The 26,159-nt window shown below is 32.1% G+C and carries 23 protein-coding genes and 2 pseudogenes; 10 read left to right on the top strand and 15 right to left on the bottom strand.

Annotation, left to right across the window (positions count from 1 at the left end; genetic code table 11):
- Positions 1 to 51 precede the first annotated feature (51 nt).
- Positions 52 to 405, bottom strand: coding sequence for a DUF6249 domain-containing protein (locus Q4Q40_RS23720; protein WP_303304544.1), 354 nt, complete (start codon positions 403 to 405; stop codon positions 52 to 54).
- 139 nt (positions 406 to 544) lie between these two features.
- On the opposite strand from Q4Q40_RS23720, the gene Q4Q40_RS23715 reads away from it, so the two are divergent.
- Together Q4Q40_RS23715 and Q4Q40_RS23710 are read left to right on the top strand one after the other, a co-directional pair.
- Complete coding sequence (locus tag Q4Q40_RS23715) at positions 545 to 1,132, top strand: RNA polymerase sigma factor (protein ID WP_303304543.1); 588 nt, start codon at positions 545 to 547, stop codon at positions 1,130 to 1,132.
- Positions 1,113 to 1,529 carry a hypothetical protein gene (locus Q4Q40_RS23710; protein WP_303304542.1) on the top strand — a complete coding sequence of 139 codons (417 nt, stop codon included), beginning with the start codon at positions 1,113 to 1,115 and terminating at the stop codon, positions 1,527 to 1,529. Before Q4Q40_RS23715 ends, Q4Q40_RS23710 begins: the two co-directional genes overlap by 20 nt.
- On the opposite strand, the gene Q4Q40_RS23705 is transcribed toward Q4Q40_RS23710, so the two are convergent.
- From Q4Q40_RS23705 to Q4Q40_RS23670, 8 genes are all read right to left on the bottom strand, one after another.
- Entirely contained in the window at positions 1,526 to 2,029 is a 504-nt protein-coding gene (locus Q4Q40_RS23705) for a cupin domain-containing protein (protein ID WP_303304541.1), read from the bottom strand. The genes Q4Q40_RS23710 and Q4Q40_RS23705 overlap by 4 nt on opposite strands.
- Before the next feature lie 3 nt (positions 2,030 to 2,032).
- Positions 2,033 to 2,980, bottom strand: a complete 948-nt coding sequence (locus tag Q4Q40_RS23700) for a sterol desaturase family protein (RefSeq protein ID WP_303304540.1) — start codon at positions 2,978 to 2,980, stop codon at positions 2,033 to 2,035.
- Between the two features lie 95 nt (positions 2,981 to 3,075).
- On the bottom strand, positions 3,076 to 4,317 hold the full coding sequence (locus tag Q4Q40_RS23695) for a DEAD/DEAH box helicase (RefSeq protein WP_303304539.1): 1,242 nt from the start codon (positions 4,315 to 4,317) through the stop codon (positions 3,076 to 3,078).
- 42 nt (positions 4,318 to 4,359) lie between these two features.
- Positions 4,360 to 4,995, bottom strand: a complete 636-nt coding sequence (locus Q4Q40_RS23690) for an MOSC domain-containing protein (protein ID WP_303304538.1) — start codon at positions 4,993 to 4,995, stop codon at positions 4,360 to 4,362.
- A gap of 25 nt (positions 4,996 to 5,020) precedes the next feature.
- Positions 5,021 to 5,713 (bottom strand): helix-turn-helix transcriptional regulator, encoded by a 693-nt coding sequence (locus Q4Q40_RS23685; RefSeq protein WP_303304537.1) that lies wholly within the window; start codon positions 5,711 to 5,713, stop codon positions 5,021 to 5,023.
- A gap of 135 nt (positions 5,714 to 5,848) precedes the next feature.
- The gene (locus tag Q4Q40_RS23680) at positions 5,849 to 6,226 is read right to left on the bottom strand and encodes a VOC family protein (RefSeq protein ID WP_303304536.1); all 378 of its coding nucleotides are present in this window, start codon (positions 6,224 to 6,226) and stop codon (positions 5,849 to 5,851) included.
- Positions 6,227 to 6,393: 167 nt separating this feature from the next.
- Complete coding sequence (locus tag Q4Q40_RS23675) at positions 6,394 to 7,140, bottom strand: amidohydrolase family protein (protein WP_303304535.1); 747 nt, start codon at positions 7,138 to 7,140, stop codon at positions 6,394 to 6,396.
- A gap of 234 nt (positions 7,141 to 7,374) precedes the next feature.
- Positions 7,375 to 7,707 (bottom strand): hypothetical protein, encoded by a 333-nt coding sequence (locus Q4Q40_RS23670; RefSeq protein ID WP_303304534.1) that lies wholly within the window; start codon positions 7,705 to 7,707, stop codon positions 7,375 to 7,377.
- 365 nt (positions 7,708 to 8,072) lie between these two features.
- Here Q4Q40_RS23670 and Q4Q40_RS23665 point away from each other — a divergent pair, with 365 nt between their 5' ends.
- A complete protein-coding gene (locus Q4Q40_RS23665; protein WP_303284300.1) occupies positions 8,073 to 8,300 on the top strand; it encodes a hypothetical protein in 228 nt (75 codons plus the stop codon).
- A gap of 142 nt (positions 8,301 to 8,442) precedes the next feature.
- Here the strand turns inward: Q4Q40_RS23665 and Q4Q40_RS24230 are convergent.
- Positions 8,443 to 8,997: pseudogene (locus tag Q4Q40_RS24230) on the bottom strand (REP-associated tyrosine transposase).
- A gap of 106 nt (positions 8,998 to 9,103) precedes the next feature.
- Positions 9,104 to 9,469: pseudogene (locus Q4Q40_RS23655) on the bottom strand (transposase); the annotation flags it as partial.
- 343 nt (positions 9,470 to 9,812) lie between these two features.
- On the opposite strand from Q4Q40_RS23655, the gene Q4Q40_RS23650 reads away from it, so the two are divergent.
- Positions 9,813 to 10,154, top strand: coding sequence for a hypothetical protein (locus Q4Q40_RS23650; RefSeq protein WP_303304533.1), 342 nt, complete (start codon positions 9,813 to 9,815; stop codon positions 10,152 to 10,154).
- A gap of 362 nt (positions 10,155 to 10,516) precedes the next feature.
- On the opposite strand, the gene Q4Q40_RS23645 is transcribed toward Q4Q40_RS23650, so the two are convergent.
- Together Q4Q40_RS23645 and htpG are read right to left on the bottom strand one after the other, a co-directional pair.
- The gene (locus Q4Q40_RS23645; protein WP_303304532.1) at positions 10,517 to 13,345 is read right to left on the bottom strand and encodes a S8 family serine peptidase; all 2,829 of its coding nucleotides are present in this window, start codon (positions 13,343 to 13,345) and stop codon (positions 10,517 to 10,519) included.
- 340 nt (positions 13,346 to 13,685) lie between these two features.
- The gene (gene htpG, locus Q4Q40_RS23640; protein WP_303304531.1) at positions 13,686 to 15,599 is read right to left on the bottom strand and encodes a molecular chaperone HtpG; all 1,914 of its coding nucleotides are present in this window, start codon (positions 15,597 to 15,599) and stop codon (positions 13,686 to 13,688) included.
- A 255-nt stretch (positions 15,600 to 15,854) separates the two neighbouring features.
- Between htpG and Q4Q40_RS23635 the strand changes: the two genes are divergently transcribed.
- A complete protein-coding gene (locus Q4Q40_RS23635) occupies positions 15,855 to 16,859 on the top strand; it encodes a 3-oxoacyl-ACP synthase III family protein (RefSeq protein WP_303304530.1) in 1,005 nt (334 codons plus the stop codon).
- Between the two features lie 544 nt (positions 16,860 to 17,403).
- Here the strand turns inward: Q4Q40_RS23635 and Q4Q40_RS23630 are convergent.
- Positions 17,404 to 19,878, bottom strand: a complete 2,475-nt coding sequence (locus tag Q4Q40_RS23630) for a TonB-dependent receptor (RefSeq protein WP_303304529.1) — start codon at positions 19,876 to 19,878, stop codon at positions 17,404 to 17,406.
- A gap of 108 nt (positions 19,879 to 19,986) precedes the next feature.
- Here Q4Q40_RS23630 and Q4Q40_RS23625 point away from each other — a divergent pair, with 108 nt between their 5' ends.
- Positions 19,987 to 20,349 (top strand): CoA-binding protein, encoded by a 363-nt coding sequence (locus tag Q4Q40_RS23625; protein ID WP_303304528.1) that lies wholly within the window; start codon positions 19,987 to 19,989, stop codon positions 20,347 to 20,349.
- On the opposite strand, the gene Q4Q40_RS23620 is transcribed toward Q4Q40_RS23625, so the two are convergent.
- A complete protein-coding gene (locus Q4Q40_RS23620) occupies positions 20,326 to 21,783 on the bottom strand; it encodes a sodium:solute symporter (RefSeq protein WP_303304527.1) in 1,458 nt (485 codons plus the stop codon). The two genes, Q4Q40_RS23625 and Q4Q40_RS23620, sit on opposite strands and share 24 nt — an antisense overlap.
- Before the next feature lie 122 nt (positions 21,784 to 21,905).
- Between Q4Q40_RS23620 and recR the strand changes: the two genes are divergently transcribed.
- From recR to Q4Q40_RS23600, 4 genes are all read left to right on the top strand, one after another.
- Entirely contained in the window at positions 21,906 to 22,523 is a 618-nt protein-coding gene (recR, locus tag Q4Q40_RS23615) for a recombination mediator RecR (RefSeq protein ID WP_303304526.1), read from the top strand.
- A 7-nt stretch (positions 22,524 to 22,530) separates the two neighbouring features.
- Positions 22,531 to 23,628 (top strand): glycosyltransferase family 2 protein, encoded by a 1,098-nt coding sequence (locus Q4Q40_RS23610; RefSeq protein WP_303304525.1) that lies wholly within the window; start codon positions 22,531 to 22,533, stop codon positions 23,626 to 23,628.
- A gap of 86 nt (positions 23,629 to 23,714) precedes the next feature.
- Positions 23,715 to 25,034 (top strand): dihydrolipoamide acetyltransferase family protein, encoded by a 1,320-nt coding sequence (locus Q4Q40_RS23605; protein WP_303304524.1) that lies wholly within the window; start codon positions 23,715 to 23,717, stop codon positions 25,032 to 25,034.
- 288 nt (positions 25,035 to 25,322) lie between these two features.
- Complete coding sequence (locus tag Q4Q40_RS23600; RefSeq protein ID WP_303304523.1) at positions 25,323 to 26,096, top strand: 3'-5' exonuclease; 774 nt, start codon at positions 25,323 to 25,325, stop codon at positions 26,094 to 26,096.
- The last annotated feature ends 63 nt before the right edge of the window (positions 26,097 to 26,159 follow it).

Genomic DNA, 26,159 nt, shown 5'->3' with positions numbered 1-26,159 from the left:
AACCTGCCTATTTGAAAAGCAGGTTTCATTTTTTGATTGATGAAAACTATATTATTCTTTATCTAGATTTTTAGTCATATTAAATCCTACAAATAACCCAATGCCAGCCATTAGGAAAATACTACCTACATAAAGCGGTTCTTCTTCCAGGCTTGTATAATTTTCTAGGATAGATGCAATGAATGTTCCCAATCCTACTCCCATTAATAATAAGGCTAGATTTAATATTAAAACTTTCCAAATAGGAGCCGTATAACTTTTGCTTTTTCCTTTAACAAAAATGGTGGCATCAGCTCCTTTTTCTATAAGAGCTAAACGCTCTTTGTTACGCGTTGAAAAATATAAATAAAATACTCCGAAGATCGCGCCAAATATTATTGGTACTATAATTAATTCTGATCCCATAATTGTTTATTTTTAATTGATTAATTTAAACGGTTCATAGCTTATGACGATAGGTTCTTAATTTTGGTTACACTTTTTTCAAAAAAAATATTTTTATTATAATGTAACCTTAAGGAATATATGGTCGTCTTAACTTAAAATGACCACCAACGACCAACACTATATCGATTTAATTATTGATGGCGACACGAATGCATTTGCTGTATTGGTAGAACGTTATAAGGATCTAGTATTCACTTTAACGCTTCGAATGCTTAAGAATAGGGAAGAGGCCGAAGAAGTAGCGCAAGACACCTTTATTAAAGTGTATAAATCATTAAATAGGTTTAAAGGAGATTCTAAGTTTTCAACTTGGATTTACAAAATTGCTTATAATACGAGTTTAGACAGATTAAAAAAGAACAAAAAACATTTTAATGATGTTGCTATTGATGAATTTACAGAGCATCAAATAAAAACAATAGATAATGCTTTAGATAATCTGGAGAATAAAGAAAGAGAACAAGCTATTCAAAATTGCATAGCTTTATTACCAGGTGATGATAGTTTTTTATTAACTTTATATTACTTTGAGGAGAGACCTCTAGAAGAAATTTCAAAAATTATTGGGTCAACGCTTAATAATGCGAAAGTTAAACTGTTTAGAAGCAGAAAAAAGTTAGCGACTATTTTAAAAGCGCGATTAGAACCTGAAATAATTGAACATTATGAACGAGAACGCAGATAAGTATTTAGAGGACTTAACTAAAAAAGTAATTAAAGAAACGCCTTTAGAGAATCCGTCTTTTAATTTTACTACTTCTGTTATGTCTCAAGTCACAGAAGAGTTAAGTAATAATAGTGTTACAGCGTATAAACCTCTAATATCTAAAATGGGATGGGGTATTATCTCTATAGTCTTTTTAGCTTTGATCGCATGTATGCTTTTCGATACTCAAGAAACGTCGACGCATTGGTTAAATTCTATAGATCTTAGCGTGTTGTACAATAATAAGGTAACAAGTGTGTTGTCTGGGTTTTCAATACCAAAAACACTTACTTATGCCGTTGTACTTTTTGGCTTGATGTTTTGTATCCAAATACCGTTATTAAAGAGTCACTTTAATCAAAGACTACAGAATTAAAGCCTTGTAAGAGCAGTAATGATATTTTTATGTTCAGGATATCTTGAAATAAGAATATCTCTTTTAGGGAGTTCAAAATCACTAAAATCGAAACCAGGAGAGACCGTACATCCTACCAAAGCATAGGCGTTTTCATCAATAACTTCTGCAGCAAACCAGTCTTTGGCTTTTACTACAAATTGAGGGTTTTGTCCTTTTTCGATATCATTTCCTATAATGGTGTTAGAATAAATACCAGCATCAGAGATTATATGAAGTTTTATTGGTGCCCCTTTATAAAAATGCCAGATTTCATCTTGTCTAATTCTGTGAAAGGCAGAAAAAGAATCAGAAGTTAAAAGAAAATAGATTGATGTAGCATAGTTTCTTTGTCCTGTAAAGCCTTCACCAAGATTTTCTTCGTTAATTAATCCGCCACTTCTATAAACTTCTTTAAAATAACCGCCTTCCGGGTGCGGTTGTAATTCTAATTTATCTACGATTTTTTGAATAGTATTCATGATTTAAACATTAGAGGTAGCGGTGGTGTTTAGTTTATCTTTTTTTGCTTGCTCTCGCATTTGTTTAATCGTTAATGTGCTTCCATCATGACTCCATCCTGGAGGGCCAAAAGCATACATAAACTTATCATATAAATTGGAACTCTTTTTCATATCATTCCAAATATCTTTATACTCATGCGTTAATATTATCAAGGGATTATAAGAATTTGGTGGTTTAGTAACCCCGTAAGCTATGTCAATATCATCATCTAATTCTTTCCAAGTACCAAATATTTTATCAAATATATTTAAAAACCCACCATGGTTTTTGTCCATATATTCTAAGTTTTTGGCATGATGCACTTGATGCATTGTATGGGTATTAAAAATTTTTTCGATAATCCCCAATTTAGGAACATATGTCGAGTGTAATTGAAATTGCCAAAGTGCTTCTATGCCTAAACAAACTATCACCATTTCTGGAGGAAAACCAATAACTGGTAACCACATATAGAATAAAGGTTTATATAAAATAGTGAACCAACCATTACGAACCGCGGTTCCAAGATTGAAGTTCTCAGAAGAGTGATGTACAATATGTGCTGCCCATAAAAAGCGAACCATATGATTTTGTCTGTGAAACCAATAATAGGTGAAATCATCTAAAAACTGACAGATTAGCCAAACGGGCCAAGTGTAACCAAAAGATTCCCATCCCATAATGTTGGTGCGTACACCATCAATTATTGGATTGCACAATTCGTATAGGTAATTAAAAATTATAATAGCAGAAATAGTTTTGATAAGAGGCGCTAACACTACCGATCCAATTCCCATGGTAAGGCTCGATGCTAAATCTTTCCATTTGTAAAGATCTTTCTTGTTGTGCGTTTTGCTATATGTAAGTTCGACTAAAATAAGCCCTAAAAAACAAGGAATGCCGTAAACTAAGGGATTTGTAAAATTCATTTATTTATGTTGAGAGACGGGTTTATAAAATTATAAAGTTAGTGTCGCTTTATTTTTTGTGAAGGTATTCATTATATAACGGAATTTTCAATAAATTAGTACCAACGTTTCTTTTTCTTTTTAGAAGCTTCGCTTTTACGTCCTTTTCTGTGTTTGCTACCTGTTTTTTTTGATTTATGAATCATTGGTTTTGCTTTTGGGTCTAAAGGGTAGGGATGCTCGTCAATAACGTCTATTTGAATCTGAATGAGTTGCTGTATTGTTTTTACGTAGCTTTTTTCATCTGCCGAGCAGAATGAGTAAGATGCCCCTGTATTTCCAGCTCTGGCAGTTCTTCCTATTCTGTGTACGTAAGTTTCTGGTACATTGGGTAAATCGAAATTTATAACAGCATCCAAATTGTTAATATCGATACCACGGGCAGCTACATCGGTTGCAATTAAAATGTTAACCTTGTTTGATTTGAAATTAATTAAAGCTTCTTGTCTTAGGTTCTGACTCTTATCACCGTGAATACTATCAACTTTATAACCATTTTTTAAAAGTGTTTGCTCTAATTTTTCAACACCATACTTTGTACGTCTAAAAATAAGAATACTACCTTTAATTGTGTTTCTTAATAAGTGTAAACACAGTTCAATTTTATTAGCCTTTGGTACATAATAAAGTAATTGGTTAATGTTTTTTGATGTTGATGAATTCGGAGCTACTTCAACACGTTTTGGTGCTTTTAGAATGGTGTTTGCTAACTGCTCTACTTTGTAGGGTATGGTAGCAGAAAATAATAGTATTTGTTTTTCTTTGGTACAAAGACGTTCAATTTTTTTTACGTCATCAATAAAGCCCATATCCAACATTAAGTCTGCTTCATCTAATACTAAAGTTTCTACATAATCTAAATTGGCAATGTCTTGTTTGTGTAAATCTAGTAAACGACCTGGGGTTGCAATTAAAATATCCACGCCTTTTTTCAGGGCATCCACTTGAGGTTCTATAGAAGCACCTCCATAAACCACTGTGCTTCTTAAGTTGGTATACGTGCTATAGTTTTTAAAGTTTTCTCCAATTTGTATGGCTAATTCCCGAGTTGGACTTACAATTAAAGCACGAATTTTTTTTCCTTTTTTTGATGCGTCTTGTTTATCATATAATAACTGCAAAATGGGCAGCGCAAAAGCAGCAGTTTTTCCTGTACCTGTTTGAGCAGAAACAATAACATCCTTTTTATTTAAAACTAAAGGAATTGTTTTTTCTTGAACAAGCGTTGGTTCATCATAACCAGTTTCTGCAATTGCTCTTAAAAGAGGGCGATTAAGTTGTAAGTCTTTAAATGACATAAAAGAATATTATGTCGCAAAGATACATCAAAATTAACTCTACTATTTTATGAGCTTTTTTATTTTCTCTCGTTTTCTTAAAGGTAGGGCTTCATTTTCTATGGCTAACTTGACTAATGCCTCGTTTTTGTTTTTTGAATACAGTAGATCGAAAAGCTGCCATGTGGTTAAACTATTTCTTGCTTGCTCGATTAGTTTGAGAGTATCTCCTTTTTTTACGAACCCTTCTTTTAAAATACGAACATAAGTGCCTGGGAAACCATGTGCTATAAATTCTTTTAACACATTTTGAGTTCCAAACTTAATACCGAATTTAAAACAAGGTTCACGAGGCTGTGTTACTTGTACTATAGTATCACCAACCTCATAAATATCGCCAATATAGATCTCCTTTTCGTTTAACCCAGAAACAGTCAGGTTTTCACCAAACATACCGTAATCCCAATCTAAACTTGGATATCGGTTTTTCCAATATGCGTAGTGTTCGTTTGAAAAGATATAACACGCTTTAAATATACCACCATGTACTTTTGTGTCTGATACTTCATCATCTTTTACATTTTCTTTCTCTAAGTAAATAGGTGAGTTTGTTGGTTTTTTGTAGATCCCAGTGGTTAATTCTTTTCCATTCCAAATAATGGATGTTGGTTTAGCAGTATTGGTAGAAAGGATTTTCATAGGTGTTTATATATATATATTGTTTTTACTTTTTGTTATAAGGGCAGGATTGAAAATAAGCTTGAAGATCAAATTTTCTATCTTCAAAGGTTTCTTGTAAAATTTTATAATGCTGGATTCTATCAATTCTAAAAGCGCGATAATCTTGTCGCAAGTGGCACCAAGCAATTAGGATCCATTTATATTGAGTAGAATACATGGCGTAGGGTTCTATTTTTCTGAAGGAAACATCGGTGTCATTCGCCTTACAGTAATTAATTTCTACATAATTAAAATTAGTGATAGCTAATTGTATTTCAGAAAGAGCATTACTAGAAATGTTTTCGTAAGTTGGATTAAAAACATGAATTTTACTTTGTAATAATTCACTTTTTTCTTGAATAGAGGTTCTAAAAACCGATTTAATTTTGGTTAGGGCTTCATTAAAATTTTCAACAAATGAAGCATCTTTAGATTGATTTACTAAAAGTTCTGCCGTAATTAAAGCATTGGCCTGTTTTTCGGTAAATTGTACTGGTGCCACAGAATAACCATCCATTAAAGAATAGCCTCTACCTTCAATTGTTGTAACAGGTACACCAGCTTCTTCAAGTTTTCTAATGTCTCTATAAATGGTTCTTATGCTAACATCAAACTTTTTAGCAAGCTCATTGGCTGTTAAAAGGCGTTTCGATTTTAACAGGGTTAGTATGGCTATGAGTCTGGATAGTTGAGACATAATAACAAAGATAGTGAACCGCTTTGCAATTCACTATCTTATACCATTTACCAATTGAATTTGATTACATTAAATTAATAACTGGTCGTTGTTTTTGATTGATTAAAAGATATATCACTTCCGCAATTTATTGGATTACATCATAGAATGTAACGCAATTCTATTGCCTTCGGTATCTATAAACTGCGCTATAAATCCATTCTCATTAATATTGGTTTTTGGCATTAGTATTTTACCACCATTAGGTTCTACCCTAGAAAGTGGTAAACCCAGATCGTCTCCACCATTTAAATATATGGTAGCTCCTTCAGTTGTTGGGGTTTGTCCTTCTCCTTGAATAATAGCACCTCCAACACCATTATTTTCCATATCGTAGTTGAAAATACCGTATTTAATAGTCTCGTCTGGCATGTGATGGTCTGTAATTTCTGTACCAATAACAGTAGCATAAAATTGTTTAGCTCTTTGATAATCTTTTACTGGAATTTCGAACCAGTTAACTGCATTTTTCATTTTTTAAATTGATTTATTTGTTAAACTTAATGCAAAGATATTTGGCTTAGTGACATAATATGTCAGGGGTGATTTTTTGTTAAATATTTTTTTTGGAGTTGATTTGAGCGGTTTATTTAACGGCTTGATATGGAGTCGATTTCATGTTTTAGTACTCTGTATTTACCTTAGTTTTTTATGTACCACTCTAGAGAATTCTTATAGAATAGGTTTTGTTGTTCAGGTTCTGTAAAGTTATTTTTTATAAGTTCTACATCTTTCATTGTAAATGGAATTTGCGCTCTTGTAGAGGGGAGGTCTGTTCCAAACATTAAAGATCTTGGATTAATGCTGTATATTTTTTTCATAATAGGAATAGGGTCAAAATCAATTCTCCCAAACCCAGTAGCCTTAATTTTTACTCCTCTTTCCGCCCAATAATATAATTCCTTTATGCCACTTTTTGATAATCCGAGGTGGTCGATAGAAAACTGTGGAATTTCCATTAGTATTGGCTTCAGCTCTTTTAAGTCTTTACTATCAACGTATAATTCTGTATGCCAGTTATATTTGTCGAAAAGAAGGTTCGATAGTTTGATTAAATTATCAATACCTTCAGAACCACCACGTTTAAGATTAAATCTAACAGCAACTATATTTGATCTGTTTAATCTGTCCAGATCTTTTTCTTCCATTTTTAATGGGATATTTGCCACTCCAAAATAATTATTTCCTAGTTTGCTAAGAGCGTCTATTAAATATTCTTGATGAAATTTTTGAAATGAACCAGAAACAATAGCGCCTCCAATAATTTCGATCTCTTTAGTTTTTTCTTGATAATCCTTAATAGTAAAATCGGGAGGCAGATAGCCATTATTTTTAAACAATGGGTATTTTGGGTTTATTATATGGAAGTGGGAATCAAATATTTTCATAAGTTAAACGAAGTTAAGATCTATTAAAGATAATTAATAGGGTCGAAGCTGCTTTTTTACTATATGTGTATATTTTTTAATTGAGCTATACCGTTCCAGCTACCTTTAGTGCTAAGTTTGCAGCTTTGCACATGCGTTGTAATTATATTATTCTAACGCATGTGCAAACTTTGCAAAAGCGGTTAAATTACTTTTGAGAGACAACCTGGTAGCAGAACGGATGATTTTACTCAACTAAGCAGCATTTGCTACGTTATTTGTTTTAATACATATTTCTATATTTTCAAGAACTGTTTTGGATGAAATTAATTCTCTATTGTTAAAATAAGTGGAAGGAAACAAAGCAAAGAACGCGTCAAATTTTTTTCTTGATAAAATATTTTTTCTGGAGTTGCAGTCTGGATTATTATAAATAATAGCAATAACCTTTAATCCTGTTTTGCAATGTTTTATAACGGCATTGTTTAGTCCAGATATACCTAGTAATGCAATTAATGTGGCTATAGTAGCGTAATGTGGCATTATAAGGTGGTGGTCTGGGGATGTATAGGCTTCTGTTTTTTTCATAGAATTAGATTTTACTTCTTTCTTTATTAGTGAGATAAACACTCGTTAAAGCCTGTAATGTGTGGAAACAAAAAAGGCGTGGAACTCAACTTATCGTATCAGAGGCACTAGTATACCGAGCAACAATAAGCGAGCCCACGCCTAAAGACGTGAGCATCTTACTTATCTTCTCGTTGCTTAAAAATTACTAGTTTTCTGATACGAGATTCAAAGCGATGACTTCAAATATTTTCTATACGAAGAATCGCAAATATAAAAATTACAGTTCAATACTAATAGAACTGATTAAAAAACAAATATAAAAATAATTATCATATTGTCAAATTTGACAATTATTATTTTGAAAAAAACCACAACTTCACAAAGTGAAGAAAACCAACAAAGCATATTACAAAGCGTTTGGAGAGCATCTGAAATTATTACTTGAAAAGTATAATAAAGATGTTATGACAGTTGCTTCAATAGGTAAAATAGAACCTAAGCAAGTTTATCGTGTGCTAAAAGGAGAGCATGGGGCTTCTATGAAAACAATCTTGTCTTTAGCTGAAGGCTTAGAAATCCATCCCAAAGAATTATTTGATTTTGAATTATAGAAAGATATTTAAATAGAATATTTTTTTAGCTTATTCTTACTCGGTACCAGTTGCAAACTGGCACTAGCAGGGTCATTGTTATACATAGTTTTCTTCAGTTAACCCGATAGCGCGGATTTGCAATCCGTGCCCATTTTTAAACTCAAAAAATATGTAATATGACAATATCAAGTTCGCTATCTAAACTAGCATAATTTCTTGCCGAACTAAAAACATAATCTTCCGGATTAGAAACAATTTTGTCATTCACAGGATTGTTATGAATATAATCTAATTTCTGCTTTATAAATTTATTTGACGAACATATTTCTGCATGGTAACCATCTTGCCAGACTTTATATTGTTGATTTCGTTTCAGATGGTCACATGCTTTGCTGAAATAATTAAGCATCCATTCTTTTCTACTTTCTGGGTAATTAATAATGGTATCTATAATTTTTTTAGAGGTGAATTTTTAAAAATCCCTCATAATATTTGATAGCAAGAAACCTTCTTTTGCTTTGCAGAGCATGTGTATATGACTAGGCATTATACAATAGGCATAAACTTCAAGACCTTTATGTTTTTGGCAATACCTAATGGCTTGAGTAATAACAAATTTTTGTTTAAGTCTGGTAAACACATCTATCCACCCTACAGTAGTTATGGTTATAAAATAACCAGTGTCGGTCATTGTTGCTTTATATTTTGTAGACATATTTTAATTTTTCTACAAAGTATAAAATTAATTGAATAAGTAGGGCACGGATTACAAATACACGCTATCGGGTCGAACATATTTCTGCATGGTAACCATCTTGTCAGACTTTATATTGTTGATTTCGTTTCAGATGGTCACATGCTTTGCTGAAATAATTAAGCATCCATTCTTTTCTACTTTCTGGGTAATTAATAATGGTATCTATAATTTTTTTAGAGGTGAATTTTTAAAAATCCCTCATAATATTTGATAGCAAGAAACCTTCTTTTGTTTTGCAGAGCACGTGTATATGACTAGGCATTATACAATAGGCATAAACTTCAAGACCTTTATGTTTTTGGCAATACCTAATGGCCTGAGTAATAACAAATTTTTGTTTAAGTCTGGTAAACATATCTATCCATCCTACAGTAGTTATGGTTATAAAATAACCAGCGTCGGTCATTGTTGCTTTATATTTTGTAGACATATTTTAATTTTTCGACAAAGTATAAAATTAATTGGATAAGTAGGGCACGGATTACAAATCCGCGCTATCGGGCTCTTTAGTTTTTTCTTGATAATCTTTAATAGTAAAATCGGGAGGCAGATAGCCATTATTTTTAAACAATGGGTATTTTGGATTTATTATATGGAAGTGGGAATCAAATATTTATCATAAGATAAACGAAGTTCGATGATTTTTTTGATTAATTCTAGTTTTATCAGAATAAAAAATCCATTCATAATTTGATAAAAAAATTAAGCAAATTTTTAATAGGAAGTCAACATTTATGCTATATTCGCACCATTCAAACCAAATCTCATTAATTATGAAAAAAAGTAAAACCTTAGTATTTTCAAGTTTAATTTTAACAATTTCTTTATTTATTTCTTGTGGAAGTCCTATAGAGGTTTCTCCTGAAATGCAGGGATTTATAACTGCAATTAGTGCTACAAAATCAATGGACGAATCTGCTGAAAAGTATGGATATTCGGCTGATGAAATTCCATTATCTTATTATGATCTAGGTAAAGCTACAGTTACAGCTTCTAATGTAGATGGAACTAAAACATGTTATGACTTAAGTGTTCAACATGGATTAATGAATAGTATTGTGATTGTTTGCTGGGAAAATGGAAAGATTGTTAGTGTTACTGATAAGGAATTGTAGTTAGTTTAAAAAACTCATTAAAAAAACCACATTGTGAAAACAGTGTGGTTTTTATATTATATATGCTAAAATTAGTTTAACGCATCAACTAGGGGGGGGAGCAGATGATTTTTAATAGAACCGAAGCTTCCTTTTTATTATATGTGTATAAATTATAGTTGAGCTATACTATTCTAGCTACCTTTAGCGCTAAGTTCGCAGCTTTGCATATGCGGACTTGTATCTTAAATCCGTGCTATCGGGGCAGTTACTGAGGACTAGCTTCGAATTGATAAAAAAACAGCACTTTTACAAACATGCCCCCGAAAAGTCTTTGTATCATTAGTTTCAAATCTCCCAAACTAATTATCAAGCAAGAGTTATTACTGTTTAATAAGTTTTCGGACAAGCTTAAAGTTCTCTCCAGATATCATAATGAAATAAACGCCATTTATAATTTGAGAATGACCAATTAATAAATTTTCAGCAGTACTTTTATTATCAAGTTCTAAAACTGATTGTCCAAAAACATCAACCAATTTAATACCGACCTTTTGATTAGATAATTGCGATGGAAATTGAATATTGAAATGATCAGTTGTTGGATTAGGAAAAACCTTAACATTAGATGCAATCCTTTGTAAATCATCAATCCCAGATAATTGAATATTTAAATAATCAGTTGTTGGATTATTAGGATGAACCTTAGTATTAGATGCAAGTCCAGGTAATGGGCAGTTGCTATCAGTCGGTGTTCCAGAAGCTTTCTTTATTGCAATAGCTCTTCTACCTTTTCCTGTTCTACCTTTTCCTCGAGATACCAATGCACAAACACTAAACCAATGTTCCTCATCTGGATCTAATCCTGTTACTTCAAAAGTATTAGTATTGGTAATTCCGACAATATCCATGTATTTTTCACCAAGCACACTTATTTCATACGCTGAAGCTTGATCTATCTCATCCCATCCTATTTTAATCGATTCAGGACATATTCTCAAAATCTCTATATTTTGTGGCACGTCTGCAATAGTTAAAGTCTTATCTGATTCACTACTATAACTACCTCTACTAATCTTTAATCTTATGTCGTTCGATAATATATTCGGCACAGTCCATTCATAACCAGGTGCAGTACTCGAAATTTCATCAGAAATACTGATATATGAATTCCCTCCATTAATCGAATACTCCAATTCGAAATCTCCAGAACCTGCAGAAGCATCCCATCTTATCCATTCTGATTCACCAGGAACAAATCCTTCTCCTCCAATAGGATAAGTAAGCTCTACGCCTTCGTAAATAAAATCGTAAAGTACATAATAAGTTTGTGGACCTTCTGGTATCGCATAACCAGATAAATTTACAGTGTAAATACCTGCTTGCGGGTTCTCTATAGTTACTTGCTCTACATTATTTAAATGATCTATTCCTTCAACTGCATCAGCATCCAAATTAGTTGCATTTGGCGTAGGATCCAAAACCCAAGGATTATGAGTAGCGTTACTAGGAGTAACCACTTCCATGTCGATATCATTTACTAAGCCTATACCAGAACTAGGACTACCTTTGACATCCGTCCAATAAGTCATAATCCTCACTTCACTAACATTGGAAGGAACTGTAATATTATGACTTTTATTTTCTCCTTGTTCAATATTATTTCTAATGTATCTTTTATCCTCAATAATTCTAACCGCTTTTAATGCATTGATTCTCCCCCAACCATACTTATAGTCAGGACCAGGGTTTCCTAAATCTTTAGCGGTATTCATAAGCGCAGCTTTCAATAAACCTGTTTCTGGTTCGACACCACCATTATTTTCTTTGTATGCTTGATATAGCTGGGTTACTACACCTGAAATTGCTGGAGCCGCAGCAGAAGTACCTCCTCCTACTTGATAGGTGTTATTTTTATCTGTTGTCCATGTACCATTACCTTGTGCACACATATCAGGTTTAATTCTTCCATCTGCTGCAGGTCCTCTACCGCTATTATAAACTATGACATCATCTTCATCAACATTCCCCACACAAATAACATTTTTACCAGCCTTATATCCTCCAGTAATATTACCCCATCCAGCACCTGCACCGTAGCCATGATCACTAGTACCTGCATTGCCTGCGGAAAAAACATGAATTATATTTTGGTTTTCATATAATTGCTGATCCCCAAATTCAGAAGAAAGAGTATAAACACCACCAGATCCTTGACTATAAGAAGTTGATGTAACCACTGTACCATAGGTTTCCATATTTTCTACGGCATTTACGATATGTTGATGAGATTCTATACTAGAGTTAGGTATATGTTTATAAATGTGAATATCTGAGCCTGGAGCAACCCCGCCCATTGTAGGATTTAAATTACCAGCACCTATTAAAATACCAGAAGTCATATCTGAATGGTCACCATCTTCTATATCAGTATGTTGTGTTACCCTTCCTTTAGTATCAATATGCGGCCCTATCATTCCTACATCACTTAAGGCAACAACAATTCCCGATCCATCATATTTTCTACCTCCATTATAACTTGTATTCAAAGTATTAGTACGAAAGGTGTTTTTAGAATCTTTCCCATCTGGAGTAGCTAGAGGCGTAATAGGCTCTATCCATTTAATCAATTGATTTTTTGCCAAATCATTGATACCATCAATACTATATTGAATTGTAAGCATATTAATTTTTTCCAATTGAAATGTCACTTTTCCATTTTTCATAGTAATACTTTCAATAAGACTTTCTTTATCCGTTTTTGAATAGTACTTCACATTTAACATTATATCATTACCCCTAATAGCCCATTCTGGCAGTTCACTTTTAGTGAGTTCGGGTGATAATTTGAATCGACCTTCTATAGTAAGTAAACTTCTAATATTTAATCCTTCAAAATGTAATGCAGAAACATTTTTTTGAATTTTAGCAATGAAAGCTTTATTTGGGATATAACTTAATAATTCTATTCCTGCATGCTTTATTAATTGTTTTTCAGCATTATTTGGAATGGTATAGAATTGAATAAGCCTATAAATGAATCCTTGATTTTTTTCTGTTGATTGTGGTATGATGGCTTTACCAAAATTAGTAGTTACCTTTGGAGTAAATTTTTCTGATTTAAATATGATTTCATATCCTGAACTGGAATTAGCAGATAATGACGTTACGCTAAAAAATAATAAATTGAAAAAGAGTAGATAGTTTTTCATGAGGGTATTTTTTGGGTTATAAAATATAATACTGATATATCGCTGTCGGTTTTTTGAATTTTTCATTCAATAAAAACAGAAAAGCGAGTATTACAAAAGTATACAATAATGTAGGTGAGAGACTTACCAGAAAAGGAGTGAAAATTGTCTACGAAGGATTAATTGCTAAAAATGACTTAATATAAATTGGTACAGCACAAATTGTAATATACCAGTTATTAGGTAGGTGTAGATTGTTTTTCTCACAAAAAAACCACCTTGCTTTCACAAAGTGGTTTTAATATCCATATTAACATTTAAGATAGTTTCATGAGATTCCCTCGAAGGAGGGAATAATGAACTATTTAATCATCTCGTAACTACGCTTAATAAAGTTTGTTAATTCTTCACCTTTTAAGAGGCCTTGAGATAAACGTGCCAAATCTAAACTTTGGTTAATTAAACGCTCTTGTTTCTTTTTGGTTTTGGTTTCTAAAATCTCACTTACTAAAGCAGAATTTGTATTAACCACCAAGTTGTACATTTCTGGCATGTTACCCATACCAAACATACCACCGCCGCCGCCAGTAGCTTGCATTTCTTTCATACGTCGCATAAATTCTGGTTGCGTAATAATAAACGGTGATGCATCGCTATCCATAGCTTCTAGTTGTACCATGAATTTTTCAGAAGGAATAACTTCTTTTAATAATTCATCTAAAACCTTTTTCTGGTCTTCGTCTAATTTAGAAATTGTTGTTTCGTCCTTCTTGATTAAATTATCAATATGATCGCCATCAACACGTGCAAACGTTATATTTTCTTTAGTAGATTCTAGTTTTTGTATTAAGTGTGATATAATAGGAGAGTCTAACAATAATACTTCGTAACCTTTAGCTTTTGCAGACTCGATGTAGCTGTGTTGTGCATCTTTATCTGAAGCGTAAAGGATTACTAACTTATCATCCTTATCGGTTTGGTTTGCTTTAATTTTGTTGAATAACTCTTCGTATGTATAAAACGAACCATCAACAGTTGGATATAAGGCAAAAGCATCTGCTTTTTCAAAGAATTTTTCTTCGGAAAGCATACCGTATTCAATCACGATTTTAATATCGTTCCATTTAGCTTCAAAATCTTCGCGGCTATTATTAAATAACGATTTTAATTTATCGGCTACTTTTCTGGTAATGTAAGATGAAATCTTTTTTACAGCACCATCTGCTTGTAAATAACTACGAGATACATTTAATGGAATGTCTGGAGAATCAATAACACCACGAAGCATGGTTAAAAACTCTGGAACAATACCTTCAACATTATCGGTTACAAAAACTTGATTTTGATATAGTTGAATTTTATCTTTTTGAATGTTTAAATCCTGTCCCATTTTTGGGAAATATAAAATCCCAGTTAGATTGAACGGATAATCTACATTTAAGTGAATGTTGAATAAAGGCTCTTCAAATTGCATAGGGTACAATTCGCGATAAAAGTCTTTATAATTTTGATCTTCTAATTCTGCAGGCTGTTTAGTCCACGCAGGATTCGGGTTGTTGATGATATTATCTACAGTAATTTGTTTATGAGGCTCGGTAGTTTCTTTACCGTCTTCATCTTTTGTCGTTTTAGGAGTAAAGTCTGGATCGTTAACTTCTTTAGTTCCAAATTTAATTGGAATAGGCATAAACTTGTTATACTTTTCTAGTAAGCTAGTAATACGTCCATCTTCTAAAAACTCTGTAGAATCTTCGGCAATATGAAGAATGATTTCTGTACCTCTATCTGTTTTATCCGAACCTTCTAATGTGAATTCAGGACTTCCGTCGCAAGTCCAATGTGCAGCAGGGGCATCTGTATGAGATTTTGTGATGATTTCAACTTTTTCAGCCACCATAAAAGCAGAATAAAAACCAAGACCAAAATGTCCTATGATTCCAGAATCTTTAGCAGAGTCTTTATATTTATCTAAAAACTCTTCAGCTCCAGAAAAGGCTACTTGGTTGATGTATTTTTCAACTTCATCAGCAGTCATACCTAAACCTTGATCTATAATATGAAGTTTTTTACCGTCTTTGTCAATCTTAATTTCAATTTGCGGATTACCATATTCGACTTTGGCATCACCAACATTAGTTAAGTGCTTTAGTTTTAAAGTAGCATCAGTAGCATTACTAATTAACTCACGTAAAAAGATTTCGTGATCACTGTATAAGAATTTTTTAATGAGAGGAAAGATATTCTCTACCGAAACATTAATATTTCCTTTTGTCATAATAAATAGTTTATTTGTTATTCCCGCTAAGCAGAAATCTGATTAATTTTAATTTGTTTTACTTTAGGAGTTAAGACAAAAAAAGTACCAAGAGTTAAAAAGTGACAAACTGACACAATTTTTTTGTTGAAAAAAATTAAGCTCTAAACTCCAAAATTCAAGTGTTTGTTGGATTCACTTTTATGATTTGGTTTTTTTATAATTGGAATTTAAGAGCACTTATTGTACTTTGTATTGCTTAAAGAGAATGATTTTATGTATAATTCGAAAATAATAGGTTTAGGAAAGTATCTTCCGAATAACGTTGTGACGAATGATGACTTGTCTAAATTAATGGACACTAACGATGAATGGATTCAAGAACGCACAGGTATAAAGGAGCGTAGATGGATTAAAGCAGGTACTAATGATACATCTGCAATTATGGGAGCCAAGGCTGCTAGAATTGCTATTGAGCGCTCAGGACTAACAAAGGATGCTATTGATTTTATTGTATTTGCTACCTTAAGTCCAGATTACTATTTTCCTGGCTGTGGTGTACAAATTCAAGATCTGTTAGAGATGCCTACTATTGGCGCTTTAGATGTGAGAAATCAATGTTCTGGATTTATATATGCCATATCTGTTGCCGATCAGTTTATTAAAACGGGCATGTATAAAAATATTCTTGTTATAGGTTCAGAATACCATAGTAATGGATTAGATAAAACAACCAGAGGTAGAGGGGTGTCGGTTATTTTTGGAGATGGAGCAGGGGCTTGTGTATTGTCTCGCGAAGAAGATAATACGAAAGGTATCTTGTCTACACACTTGCATAGCGAAGGAAAATATGCTGATAAATTAATGGTAGCTTCTCCTAGTATAGCACATTGGGTACCCGAAATTTTAGCATCTGAAGAAGAAGATACATCTTATTTTCCCTATATGGATGGTACGTTTGTTTTTAAACATGCTGTTGTGCGTTTTAGTGAAGTGATTATGGAAGGTTTAATTAAGAATGGTTTGCAAAAAGAAGCTATAGATTTGTTGATTCCGCATCAGGCCAATTTACGAATAGCTCAATTTATTCAGAAAAAGTTTGCTTTAAGGGACGATCAAGTGTTTAATAATATAATGAAGTATGGTAATACTACAGCTGCATCTGTTATTATTGCTTTAACAGAAGCTTGGGAAGAAGATAAAATAAAAGAAGGAGATCATGTTGTGCTAGCGGCTTTTGGTAGCGGATTTACTTGGGCTAGTGCTATTATTAAATGGTGATGAGGTTATCTTAAAACGCATTCAATATTTCATAGTTTAAACATAAAAAACCCGAAACTAAATTAGTTTCGGGTTTTTCTAGCTATTAATCAACCTCAACTAACACTAATGTGAAGATTGTTAATATATAAGACGTGTAAAACTTTATAAAATTGCATGAGCCTTTAATATTTAACTTTTTTTAACATATAATATAAAAAAAAACTCGAAATATAAAATCACGAGTTTTTAATTATACAAGTCTTTTGTTACGAATTTTTGTGTATTGTAGACGACTAACTCTAAAATAATTATTTTTCGTGTTGGCTAGATTGTATATTACGTTAAACGCAAGGGTATTGTATTTATTGTGAACCGATATATTTTTTTTAGTGAAACTCAATTTTTAGAAGTAAGTTAAACTAATCCTATTTTAATAAGGTCTAGAGTTTAATACTACTTATTTGGTGAAAAAACGAAAATCCAAAGCTTATTGCTTTGGATTTTCTTATTTAATAACCTAAAATAACACTAACCATCAACTATTATACAGGTTATTAATTTTTTAAAAACCACCACCAGATTTCTCATTATTATCTCTATGTTTACGTGATTTAGCACGATATTTTCCATCGCCAAATCTGTATGAAAGATTTGCAGAAACGGTTCTAAACTCTGGAGAAAACTCAGCTGTTTGTAAAAAAGGTCTTTCGCTAACAACATTGATTTTTTGAGTATCAAAGACGTCATTAAAACTCAAACTAAATGTGGCTTTGTTGTTCTCCAAAAACGAATACCTAGCACCTAGGTTTACAAAATACATAGGGTCTACTTCAAAGTTAAGCCCAGACTCTTGTCCGCGGTACATAGCAAAAGCTGTAAAAGTTAATTTCTTGCTAGCTTTAAAATTATTGAATATTCTAAAGTTCCAAATAACATTATCTACTTCAACGTTTTCAGAAATAATATCATTTTCTGTTGGGTTAATAAGCGTAGGGTCTATGCGCTCGGCAATACCTTTTTGAGTTTGTGAATATAAATCGAAGCTTGTATTTAAACTCCACCATTTTGTTGGTTTGTAATTACTTGATAATTCAAATCCGTAAGCCGAAGTGTTTTCGAAATTATCATGGGTTAAGATGATTCTATTCGATGCTAAGTCAGATCTGTCTACATAAACAGCTCTGTTAATTTCATCTTCAATAATTCTATAAAATACACCACCAGTAATATTCCCTTTTTCAAGATTTCTTGTGTAATTTACTTCTATTGAGTTTGTAAACTGTGGTTCTAGTTCGTGATTTCCAAAATCAGATATAAGCGGTGTGTTCCATTGTGGAATAGGGTTTACTTGTCTAATTCCAGGTCTGTCAACTCTTCTGCTATAACTTAATTGATACGAGTTTTTTTCAGACGGACTGTATGTAAAGAAAACAGAAGGATAGACTTGAAAATAATCATTATTAAATGGAATGGTTGTATCTAAATTATTGGTTAAATCTGTTTCGTTGGCAATGGCATCTACATGAACACTTTCACCTCTTAAGCCTAATTGATATGTCCATTTTTCAAACTTTTTAGAGAAATTGGCGTATGCCGAAAAAATATTTCTTTTGTAATCAAAATCAGTAATTGTTGAAATATAATCACCACTTTGGTTTCTTACGCTACCATCAGATTCGTAAATAATTTCATTATCAAACAATCTTGCTTGTAACCCAAGTTCTAATTTAGCCTTATCTGATATAGGGTTTATATAATCAAGATTTATAGTTGTGTTATTTCTATCTGTATTTGTAAGTTCAAGATAACTTGGTCTGATGTTTAGACCACTTAATATATTATCAGTTTCTATGGTGTTATCAAAAATATTATAATCGATTTCTAGTTCAATATGGTGTCCTTTTTTATCAAAATCCAGTTTATAATCAAAATTGTATTGTGACGAGCTATTTTCTCTAAGACCATCATTAATTTGATTTTGATTATTTAACATGTTCTCATTGAATATGAAATTGGAAGTGGACATATTTTTACCATCAAAAATATTTTGGTTTGTAAATACCGAAATAGTGTTTTTGTCATTCAAATAAAAATCGACACCAACTTTATAAAGGTGAGATTTATTGTTATCAAATATGCTGATGGTTTGAAATGAATTGTTTGCTATTTGAGATATAAGTCCATTGTTTTGTCTTTTTTGAATGTTATTTCCGTAATTCCCATAAATATTAAATTTTCCATTTCTATAGTTCAGGTTTATAGAACTATTAAACTTTGCTTCTCTTTGATTTTTTATGCCAATATCAAAACCGCCATTAAAACCAATCATAGTGTTTTTATGAAGGACTATATTTATAATACCACTCATCCCTTCTGGATTATATTTTGCAGAGGGGTTCGTAATTAATTCTACTTGTTTTATGGATGTAGATGGTATTTGCCGTAATAATTGAGCTGTAGGAATGTTTGAAAATTTACCATCTACCATAACGCGAACATTTTGATTTCCGCGTAAGCTAATATCTCCTGTTTGTGCATCTACATTTACAGAAGGAACCGCTGTTATTAATTCCGATGCAGTTCCTAAAGCCGCTAAATCTTTTCCAACATTTATAATTTTTCTATCTACTTTTTGCTGTATTGTTGATACTTCGGCAATTATAGTAATTTCATCCAGGTCTTCGGTAGATTCTTCTAGAAAAATATGACCTAAATTAACTCTGTAATTACCTTTGCCAATATTTACTTTTTTGTTGAATGTTTTGTATCCTATATATTGGATACTTACAAGAATGTCGCCTTCTGTAACTTTTTCGATTTTAAAAGTACCGTCGTCTAACGAGATGCCTCCAGTTAAGGTTTCTCCTTTGGTGTTTTTAATAATGATGTTAACGTAAGGTAAGGGTTGATTTAGTTTAGCGTCTAAAACTTTTCCTGATATAGTGCCAGTTTTGTCAGCATTTTTTTTGGGATCTGTTATAGATGCATTTGCCGATATTGTAAACAATAAAAGGTATACTAATAATAGTTTGTACATTGTTGATTTGATTATTTTTGATTGATGAATTGATGATGTAATTAATTAATAGACGTTTCTATTTAATTGCTGTTACCTTATTTTTTTGTATTAACATTTTTTTAACATATGAAAAAGAAAACATTAGTGCTTGGAGCCTCTTTAAAACCGAATAGATATTCTAATTATGCCATACAAAGATTAGTTGCAAATAAGGTTGAGGTGGTTGCTTTTGGTTTGAAAAAAGGAGTGGTCTCTGGAATAGAGATTGTTACTGAGTTATTGCCATACAAAAATTTGCATACAGTAACATTATATCTAAACTCTAAGAGACAGAAAGATTATTACAATTATATAGTATCGTTAAAACCAGAGCGTGTTATTTTTAATCCAGGAACAGAGAATCCGGAATTTTATAAACTATTAAAAGAAAATGATATTCCTTTTGAAGCAGCTTGTACGTTAGTTTTACTTTCTACGAATCAATATTAGCCCCAGAAACGTTATCAGCCCATTAATTATTAAAAGCTCGTAGCCAATAACATAGCCTCCAATTTGGTCTGCTGGAATTTTTCCAATTAAAAAGGAAAGTATTACAGATATTAATGTAACAAGCCAAACGTATTTGTCTATAATTTTAAATTTGGTGAAAATCCCAAAAGCAAATAACCCAAGTAGTGGTCCATAAGTATAACCAGCAACTTTTAAAAGATTGTCAATAACATTACTATCCAAAATGTATTTAAAAGCTACAATAACAAAAATTAGTACAATGCTCATTAAAACATGAATTCGTTTTCGTAATCCCTTTTGCTTGGATTTATCTATTTTTTCGATTCCTAAAAAATCTACGCAAAAAGATGTGGTTAAAGATGTTAGGGCGCTATCTGCACTACTATATGCAGCGGCGATTAATCCTAATAAAAATACCACGGCTAATGAAACACTTAAGCCACCGTTTAATGCTATTTCTGGGAATAGTAAATCCGTTTTTAATTTTCCGTCTAGCATAGGGGTTGCAATATTAAATTTATCAGCATAAATAAATAGAAGCGCTCCGAGCAATAAGAAAATAAAATTGACAACAACTAAAACTAAACTGAAAGACACCATGTTTTTTTGAGCGTCTTTAAGCGTTTTACAAGTTAGGTTTTTTTGCATCATGTCTTGATCTAAGCCTGTCATGCAAATAGCAATAAACATACCACCAAGAAAAGACTTTACAAGGTGGTTTTTTGCTAAAAAGGATTCAGTAAAAAAAGTTTTATTATATGTTGCCAATTCATCAGAAGCTAAAAAATCTGAAAAACTCCAACCTAATTTATCAGTAATTAAAACAATAGCTATAATAACAGCAACAAGCATAAACAAGGTTTGCAAAGTATCCGTCCAAACAATCGTTTTAATACCTCCCTTATAAGTATACAACCATATTAATAAGATTGAAATAGTTACAGTTCCCCAAAATGGAAAACCATAAGCATCAAAAACAAATTTTTGTAAAACAATAGCAACCAGATATAATCGAAAAGAAGCCCCTAAAACCCTTGATATAAAAAAGAAAAAAGCACCAGTTTTATAGCTAACTATACCAAAGCGGTTTTCCAAATATTGATATATTGAAATAACATTAAGTTTATAATATATAGGAAGCAATATATAAGCTATAACAAAATACCCAGCTAAATACCCAAAAACAACTTGCATATAACTAAATTGAGACGCTTCTACCCAGCCTGGAACAGAAATAAACGTGACTCCAGAAAGCGACGCACCTATCATTCCAAAAGCTACAACAAACCAAGGAGACTGTCTTTTGGCTTTAAAGAAATTTTCATTAGAATCTTCTTTACCTGTTAAGTATGATATAAGAATAAGTACTCCAAAATAAGCTGCTATAAGTAGCATGATTTGTGTTGCAGACATTGACTAAAATTTAAATGTTGAAATTACAAATATTAAATCTCAAATTCCAAATGAAGTCTATGAATTTAAAAGAGTTGACGAAAATTGTTGATTTTCTGGCCTAAAATAGTAAATTCGCAGGAATGGAATTTTCTTCTAAACTATTACAACGAGCTGTAAATGAAATGTCTCAATTACCAGGAATTGGTAAGCGAACTGCTTTGCGTTTAGTATTACATATGTTAAGACAGCCTAAGGAACAAACCATGATGCTTTCTGAGGCTTTACAAGCCATGCGTAATGATGTTAAATTCTGTGGATCGTGCCATAATATAAGTGATAAAAACCTTTGCGAAATATGTGCTAATCCAAATAGAAACGAAAGTATTATTTGTATAGTTGAGGATATTAAAGATGTGATGGCTATAGAAAACACCAGTTCATTTAAAGGATTATATCATGTTTTAGGTGGTAAAATCTCACCTATGGATGGCATCGGTCCACACGACTTAAATATTGAGTCTTTGGTAAATAAAATAAAAGAAGGCAAGGTTAAAGAACTTATTTTTGCATTAAGTTCTACAATGGAAGGGGATACCACTAATTTTTATATTTATAAACAAATTCAAGAATATCAAATATTTACATCTACTATTGCAAGAGGAATTGCGGTTGGAGATGAGTTGGAGTATGCAGATGAAATTACATTAGGAAGAAGTATTGTAAATAGAATACCATTTGAAAATTCTTTAAAATTATAATAGTTATTTGAAGCTCTCAATAGTTATATTAAATTATAATGTTCGCTACTTTTTAGAACTTTGTCTAAAAAGTGTACAAGCAGCTATATCGGATATTGATGCAGAAATTATTGTTGTTGATAACAATTCAGAAGACGGTAGCTGTAACATGGTAAAAGAATTATTTCCAGATATTAATCTTATAGAAAACGAGGTGAATTTAGGCTTCTCTATAGGTAATAATATAGGTGTTTCACAAGCCGAAGGTGAGTACGTTTGTATTTTAAATCCAGATACAGTAGTTGCCGAAGATACATTCTCTAAACTTTTAAAGTTTTCAGAAGATAAAGAAAAATTGGGTATTGTTGGTTGCAAATTAATTAATGGCGCTGGATCATTTTTACCAGAAAGTAAACGTAATGTCCCTTATGTAGAAGCCGCATTTAAAAAAATGTTTGGAAACTCTAAAGACTATTATGCAAATCACTTAGAAGAGAATGAAGTGGGTAAAGTAGATGTGTTAGTTGGTGCCTTTATGTTTTTAAAACGAGATATTTATAAAGCGATTGGAGGATTTGATGAAGACTACTTTATGTACGGCGAGGATATCGATTTATCTTATAGAGTTTTTAAAGCAGGTTATAATAATTATTATTACGGTGCCTCTAGCGTTATTCATTTTAAGGGAGAAAGCACATTAAAAGATAAGTATTATGCGCGTCGTTTTTATGGCGCTATGCAGATATTTTATAAAAAACATTTTAAGAAAAATATACTATTAGATATGTTCGTTTGGTTTGGTATTAGACTGGCTTATATGTTTCGAAAAACAGCAGTCAATCAACCAAAAAGGATTAGTCAATATATTTTTATTGCTGATGCAATAAATGAAAAACTAAAAACCGTTTTGTCAAAAAATATCATCTTAAAAGAAAACTTATATACAGTTAAAAAACAAGCTGAAGTTATCTTTGATGCCAACAGTTATAGTTATAAAGATATTATTAGGATGATTGATGATCATAAAGATCAAACAAATACTTTTAAAATATTGCCTAAAAATTCTAATTTTGTACTAGGAAGTGATAATGCAATATCTAGAGGAGAAGTTATTATTTTTGAATAGTTTTTATTGTAAATAATTTAAAAAAATTGATGTTTTTTCATTAATTTTGCAAACGAAATTAAAAAAAGAAGCATTACATTATTGATATGGCAAAGTTTGAGCTTAAATTACCAAAGATGGGAGAAAGTGTTGCAGAAGCGACAATTACATCTTGGTTAAAGGAGATTGGAGATACTATTGAAATGGATGAACCTGTTTTAGAAATAGCGACAGATAAGGTTGATAGTGAGGTTCCCAGTGAAGTAGATGGTGTTTTAATTGAGACATTTTTTAAGGTGGATGATGTCGTTCAAGTTGGTCAGGTTATAGCTGTTATTGAAATAGAAGGCGATGTAGATTCGGGATCAGATTCTCTAAGCGAAGATAAACAGCATCAAGAAGAGGCTATTGAACAAGTAACAGAAACTATTGTTATAGCTAAAGAAACGGTTGCCTCTATAACTTCAAATGGAGAACGTTTTTATTCTCCACTTGTTAAAAATATAGCAAAACAAGAAGGTGTTAGCCAGGAAGAACTGGATGTTATTTCAGGAAGTGGAAAAGATGGGCGTGTTACTAAAAATGATATCCTAGGGTATATAAAAAATAGAACGGGAGGTAACCAGGAAGTTATTACACAGAACGTAGTGGTTCCTGTGGCACAACCTAAGTCTACAGAGCAAGTAAAAATAGCAACGGCTCCAGTCATTTTAAACGGAGAAGACGAGGTTGTAGAAATGACTAGGATGGGCAAACTTATTGCGCATCATATGGTTGAATCTGTACAAACATCTGCGCATGTGCAAAGTTTTATTGAGGCCGATGTTACCAAAATATGGAATTGGAGAAAGAAAGTTAAAGACGGGTTTATGAAACGTGAAGGAGAGAATTTAACCTTTACCCCGATTTTTATGGAAGCCATTGCTAAGGCACTTCGTGATTTTCCAATGATGAATATCTCGCTTCAAGGCAATACCATTGTAAAAAAGAAAAATATTAATTTAGGCATGGCTGCGGCTTTACCAGATGGTAATTTGATTGTGCCTGTTATAAAAAATGCCGATCAGCTTAATTTAGTAGGCATGACGAAACAGGTTAATGATTTGGCCAATAGAGCACGATTAAATAAATTAAAACCAGACGATATTCAAGATGGTACGTATACAGTTACTAATGTAGGTACATTTGGTAGTATAATGGGAACGCCTATAATAAATCAACCACAAGTAGGGATCTTGGCGCTTGGAGCCATTAGAAAAGTACCTGCAGTTATAGAAACTCCAGAAGGTGATTTTATAGGAATTCGTTATAGAATGTTCTTATCTCACTCATACGACCATCGTGTTGTTAACGGGGCACTTGGCGGACAGTTTGTAAAAGCCGTAAAAGATTATCTAGAAGCTTGGGATAGTGATAGAGAAATATAACTTTAAGAATCTGTTTAAGATTTTGTGATTAGAATTTTTATAGGCTATTTTTTCTGCCTGTCGGCAGACAGGGATGCAGTATAAGGCGGGATTTTTAAACATAGCCCAGTTACGGTTCAAAATTTTAACGAAATAATGCGTAAAAAGAGGCATAAAAAAATAATTGACGAAATTTTAAACAGACTCTAAGAAATAATGATATTTAAAACCAACTTTAAAACAGTTGGTTTTTTTGTTTCAACACTTTAGCAATTTAGTATCTTTACAACTTTATAAAAATAAAATTAGATGCAGCTTAATCTTACCAAGCCCATTTGCTTCTTCGATTTAGAAACAACAGGTATAAATATATCAAAAGATCGTATTGTAGAGATCTCTATTCTTAAGGTTTTTCCAAATGGAAAAGAAGAAAGTAAAACGTGGTTGGTAAATCCAGAAATGACTATTCCAGAAGATGTTATAGAAATTCATGGTATTAGCAATGAAAAAGTTGCAAACGAACCAACGTTTAAAGCGCTCGCTAAAGAGATTTATAATATGATTAAAGATTCCGATTTAGGAGGATTTAATTCTAATAGATTTGATATTCCTTTATTAGCAGAGGAAATGTTGCGTGCAGATATTGATTTCGACATGAAAAACTGTTTAGCAGTTGATGTACAGACTATTTTTCATAAAATGGAACAACGCACATTAAGCGCAGCATATAAATTTTATTGCAATAAAAATCTTGAAGGTGCGCATGGTGCAGAAGCAGATACTAATGCTACTTACGAGGTTTTAAAAGCGCAGATTGCTAAATATGACGAGGTAGAAAATAATACTAAATTTTTAGCTGAGTTTAGTTCAAGAAAAAAGTTTGCAGATTTCGCAGGCTTTATAGCATATAATAAAGAAGGCGCAGAATGTTTTTCTTTCGGAAAACATAAAGGTAAGCTAGTTACAGAGGTCTTAGAAAAAGAACCTGGATACTTTGGGTGGTTACTAAATGCTGATTTTCCTTTGTACACAAAAAAAGTACTAACAAGTATTAAACTTAGAAGTTTGAATAATAAACTTTAAAAGGAAGAGGGGAAGAAAAAAGAACCAAGAATAAAGGCAAAAGGCTCTTTTTGTAAGTCTTGT

It is taken from the genome of Flavivirga jejuensis, from assembly GCF_030540765.1.
Classification (GTDB): Bacteria; Bacteroidota; Bacteroidia; order Flavobacteriales; family Flavobacteriaceae; genus Flavivirga; species Flavivirga jejuensis.
This window is presented reverse-complemented; position numbering and strand designations above follow the sequence as displayed.